The organism is Variovorax sp. 01T439_2, assembly GCF_056398445.1.
This window is the reverse complement of record NZ_JBFTPJ010000477.1, coordinates 1-4469: the sequence shown is the minus strand read 5'-3', so window position 1 is coordinate 4469 and position 4469 is coordinate 1. Positions and strand designations below refer to the sequence as shown.

General features: G+C 68.2%; 4 protein-coding genes. 3 read left to right on the top strand and 1 reads right to left on the bottom strand.

Annotated features, from left to right (window positions below):
• Positions 1-525 precede the first annotated feature (525 nt).
• Positions 526-660, bottom strand: coding sequence for a hypothetical protein (locus AC1DOC_RS20880; RefSeq protein ID WP_436046238.1), 135 nt, complete (start codon positions 658-660; stop codon positions 526-528).
• Between the two features lie 326 nt (positions 661-986).
• Here AC1DOC_RS20880 and AC1DOC_RS20875 point away from each other — a divergent pair, with 326 nt between their 5' ends.
• From AC1DOC_RS20875 to AC1DOC_RS20865, 3 genes are all read left to right on the top strand, one after another.
• Positions 987-2114 carry a VWA domain-containing protein gene (locus AC1DOC_RS20875; RefSeq protein ID WP_015866256.1) on the top strand — a complete coding sequence of 376 codons (1128 nt, stop codon included), beginning with the start codon at positions 987-989 and terminating at the stop codon, positions 2112-2114.
• Positions 2090-4186 (top strand): SWIM zinc finger family protein, encoded by a 2097-nt coding sequence (locus tag AC1DOC_RS20870; protein WP_478130407.1) that lies wholly within the window; start codon positions 2090-2092, stop codon positions 4184-4186. Before AC1DOC_RS20875 ends, AC1DOC_RS20870 begins: the two co-directional genes overlap by 25 nt.
• A gap of 94 nt (positions 4187-4280) precedes the next feature.
• The coding region (locus AC1DOC_RS20865; RefSeq protein WP_478130406.1) for a hypothetical protein at positions 4281-4469 on the top strand (189 nt) is incomplete at its 3' end.

The following is a 4469-nucleotide window of genomic DNA, read 5'->3' as shown; positions in this document are numbered from 1 at the left end:
CCATTCCGGCTGTACAGCCCGCAGCAAGCAGCGCCGCGACTCCGGATGCAAAGAGACAGAGCGAACGCTGCCAGGGGTACGGGATTAGGGCTCGCATGGACTTCTCCTCCAATAGTTTTAGCCAAATTCTGCACCCTCTGTAGGGTTCGACGCTAGGCAAGGCCGCGGGAAAACTCGCGCGCATGGCAACACGAAAGCCGGCCAAGAAGCCGGCGCCCGCACCGAAGAAGACCACCACCAAGCCCGTAGCCCCGAAGAAGGCCGCGGGCTCACCTGCGCGGAAGAAGGCTCCGCCGCCAAGGTGACGAAGCTACGAGGGACCTGACGGTTCTTGGTGGCGCGTGAGCAACCCGAATCGCGGTGGCTTAGGGATGCTTCGCATCGACGCGGAGCTTTTGCGAGATTGGAACGAGCGGCTGCTTTAGAGAAATCTGGAGGTCGGCTTAGGGCCCGAACGAGACATTCCCGGCGCTCCAAAGCAGCCGCACGGCGAGCCGCAACTACCGCTCGCTCGACAGTCCACGGCTACCCAAGGGAGATGCCCTTGTCCACCAGGCATTTGTTGAACGCGTAAAGAGCGAGCATCTCGCCTTGATAGCGCACGTTGTTTTGCACGCGCCCGGAAATGGGGTTGTAGTGGGCATCGAAGCCTTTGGTCATCAAGCCATCTGAATATTGTGGGGGGTGGCACGGCTCGGCCGACCTGCACACAAGCTTCGATGGCAGCTTCCAGGGTGGCGATTTCCTGTGGCCCCAACGCTGTTGGTGACGGCGACACGCTCGGCGCCTTTGTCGCTCGCGTTGCCTGCACTGTTTCAAGGGCAGCAACGGGTCGTACATGCCCGTTTCTGCCGCCGCTCCCGCAAAACCCGGTCATGAGGAAGAGACAAGGACGGCGTGAGCATGACACGCGCTGCCGTCTGATAAGCTGCCGGCGCTCCTCTCCCCGACCGTTCCTTCCACCCGTCCTTGCGAACGCATTGCGCATGTCGTCCGAAGAAACCCTGCGCCGCTGGCGCCTGATCCTCGGCCGCTATGCGGCGCAACCTCTGTCGCAAACGCAGTTCTCGGCGGGCGACTGGAAGCTCGACCAGGCGCTCGAATATCTCTACGGCCGCGAATACGAAGGCCGCGGCCTGGCCCGGCCGAGCGGCGGGCCGGGTTCGCTCGACCCGAGCCAGTTGCGCGCGGTCGACTGGCTCAACCGATCGCGGAGTCTCTTTCCGCAAGAGGTCTTCGAGCGCATGCAGACGCAGGCGATCGATCGCTACCAGCTGACCGACCTGCTCTCCGACCCGGCGGTGCTGCGCTCGCTCGACGCCACGCCCGGCCTCGCCAAGGCACTGCTGGGCATGCGCGGGCGGCTGTCGGGCCAGATGCGCGACGCGGTGCGCGAGGTGATCCAGAAAACCGTCGACGAGATCACGCGCAAGCTCAGGAACGACTTTGTCAACGCGCTCGTCGGCCGGCGCAACCGCATGCGGCGCTCGCACATCAAGAGCGCGCAGAACTTCGATGCGCGCGCCACCATCGCGGCCAACCTCAAGCATTACGACGTGGAGCGCAAGCAAATCGTCATCGAGCATCCGCGCTTCAATGCGCGCGTGAAGCGCAACCTGCCCTGGGACGTGGTGCTTTGCGTCGACCAGAGCGGCTCGATGATGGATTCGGTGATCTACAGCGCCGTCATTGCCGGCATCATGAGCTCGCTGCCCGCGGTGCGAGTGAAGCTGGTGGTGTTCGACACCAGCGTGGTCGACCTCACGCACCTGGCGCACGATCCGGTCGAGGTGCTGCTCACGGTGCAACTCGGCGGCGGTACCGACATCGGCCGTGCGGTGGCGTATTGTGAGTCGCTGGTGGGCAACCCGCAACGCACGGTGTTTGCGCTCATCAGCGACTTCATGGAAGGCGCCGCGCCCGGGCCGCTCCTGGCCGCGGTGCAGCGCATGGCACAGTCGCGCGTCAAGCTGCTCGGGCTGGCCGCGCTGGACGAATCGGCCAATCCCGTGTACGACCGGCAAATGGCGCAGCGACTGGCCGACAAGGGCATGCACGTTGCGGCCCTCACGCCCACGCATTTCGCGCAGTGGCTCGCGGAAGTGATGAACTGATGGCCTGGTACGACGGCTATCGCGCCTACGACGACGACACGCTGGCCACGCTCGCCAACCCTGGCTTGCTTCGGCGTGCCGCAAAGGACGTCGAGGCGGGCAAGATCGCATGGGCGGAGCAGGGCACCGAAGCTGGGGTGGTGACGGCCGACGGCCAGCGCGTGCAGCTCGATGCAYGCGGCCCGCAGCAGGCGCGCTGCGACTGCCCGGCACCGGGCATCTGCAAGCACATACTTGGCGCGGCGCTGTGGCTGCGTGCATTGGAGCCGGCCGCGCCAGGCAGCGCAGGCGGCGCGCCTTCAGACGAGCAGCAAGACAGACAGGCACCGCCCGGTGCCGACCCGCTCGCGGAAATCCTCGCGCTAGATGCCGCGGCGCTTTTCAAGGCCGCGGGCGTGGCGGCCGTGCGCCGCGCCGCAGCCGCCGCCAGCAGCGTCGTCGAATGGCGGGTGCAAGGCGGCGCGCTCCTCATGGACTTGCCCGAGCTCGGCGCCTCCTGCCGCTGGGTGGCGGGCGCGGGCTATGCGGGCATGGTGTCCGAGGTGCCTGCCGCGGAACGCAAGGCGGTGCACCTGATCGCCATTGCCGCGTTGCGCAGCGCGCACGAGCAGCCCTTCGCATGGCCCGAGAGCGCGCGGCCCGCGCCGGTCGAAGACACCGTGCGCCTCGGCGAGCGAGAGCGCGCGTTCCTGCTGCAGGTGGAGTCGATGCTGGAAGAACTGCTCACTGGCGGCCTCTCGCACGTGAGCGAGTTGACGTCGGCGCGCCTCCTGGCACTCAACATGTCCGCGCGCGGCGAGGGCTTGCCGCGCCTGGCCGCCTTGCTGCGCAATCTTGGCGGCACGGTCGATCTGCTGGTGCGGCGCGACCACCGCGCCGAGGAGCGCGACGCCTTCGCGCTCATGGCGCGCATCCATGCGCTGTGCGCTGCGCTCGCGCGGGCCGAGGGTGAACTCGCCGTGGCACTGCGCGGCCGGCTCAAGCGCGACTTCGACGAATCGGCCGCACTCGACCTGCTGCCGCTCGGTGCGCACTGGTGGCAGACGCGCGGCGGCGCGCGCGGGCTCACCGTGGCGTTCTGGGACTTGGCGGGTGCGCGCGTGCTGCAGGCCTCGCTCGCACGGCCCGACGGAAGCGACACCGCCTTCACGCGCAGCAGCGCATGGTCCGCAAACGCGCTGTGGTCCGGCGCGGGCGCCGCGCAGAGCGTGTGCGAAGCGGCCCTGCGCCTCGAACACCCCCGCCTTGCCGAAGACGGCCGCTTGGCGCTCGGCGGCGCCACGCGTGCCCAGCCCCTGCCTGCGTGGACGGCCGACGACCCGCGCCTGAAGTCGATCGGCTGCGGCAACTGGTCCGAACTGGGCGTGCGCCTGCGCGCCGCCACCGGCCTTTCAGCCGAGCCTTTCGATGCCGTGCTGCTGCGGCCATCGGACACGCGCCCACCGGTGCTCGACGAAGCACAGCAGCGCCTCGACTGGCTGGTGCAGGACGACGCGGGCCGGTGGCTGCGGCTTGGCATCCCCGTTGGCCCGGAGCACCGGCAGCGCGTCGACAACCTCGACCGCCTCGCCGCGCGCCGTGCCCCGGTGCATGCGGTGCTGGTGCGCATCGAGCGCTCTGCCGCGAGCACCGAACTCATGCCCCTCGCCGTGCTGAGCAGCAACGCGAAGAAGGCGCTGCAAACGGTGTCGCTCGACTTTGCCGACGAGGCCGCGCGCACGACGTCGCTCGCCAACCGCATCCTGCGCATGCTCGAGGCGCGGCAGCAGCAGCAGCGGCAGGCGGCGCCCGTGGGTGCGCCCACGCTGGCGGCGCGCCTGCTCGCTCCAGTGACAGAAGTGGCCGAGACGCAGGCCGCCACCGGGCGCATGGCATTGACGGCGGCGCAGCGGCAGCGCCTGCACGATGCACTCGACCGCGCGGACTCTGTCGGCCTGGAGGTGCTGTCGAGTGCGCTGCGTGCGCACCTCGCTGCGCCGGCCGCGGTACCGTTGCTGAAGCTGGGCTTTCTGTGCCAATTGCTTGGCGAACTCGACGGCTTGCCGGAGCAAAGGAAAGCGCAGCCGGCTTAGAACCTTTGACTTCAGTTGTTTCTGCAGGCCGCGAACTGGCCGAAGCGTCACGTCCAACTGCCAAAATCAGCGCCCAGGAGAACGAGGAGAACGCATGGGATTTCTGGACAAGATCTTGGGCGCCGTCACGGGCAGCGCCGGCACCGCAGCCGCCAACGGCTTGACGCGCGAGCAGGCGCAGCTGTTGAAGCAGGCCTTCGAGTCGCTCGAAAAAGCAGGCAAGGAGCTGCCCCAAAAGGGCGCCGCGTTCCTGGTCGACGGCACGCAGGAAACCGTGCTGCTC

Bases quoted from the DNA above. Each gene is read 5' to 3' on its own strand.
- AC1DOC_RS20875 (WP_015866256.1), top strand. From the start codon at position 987: ATGTCGTCCGAAGAAACCCTGCGCCGCTGGCGCCTGATCCTCGGCCGC.
- AC1DOC_RS20880 (WP_436046238.1), bottom strand. From the start codon at position 660: ATGACCAAAGGCTTCGATGCCCACTACAACCCCATTTCCGGGCGCGTG.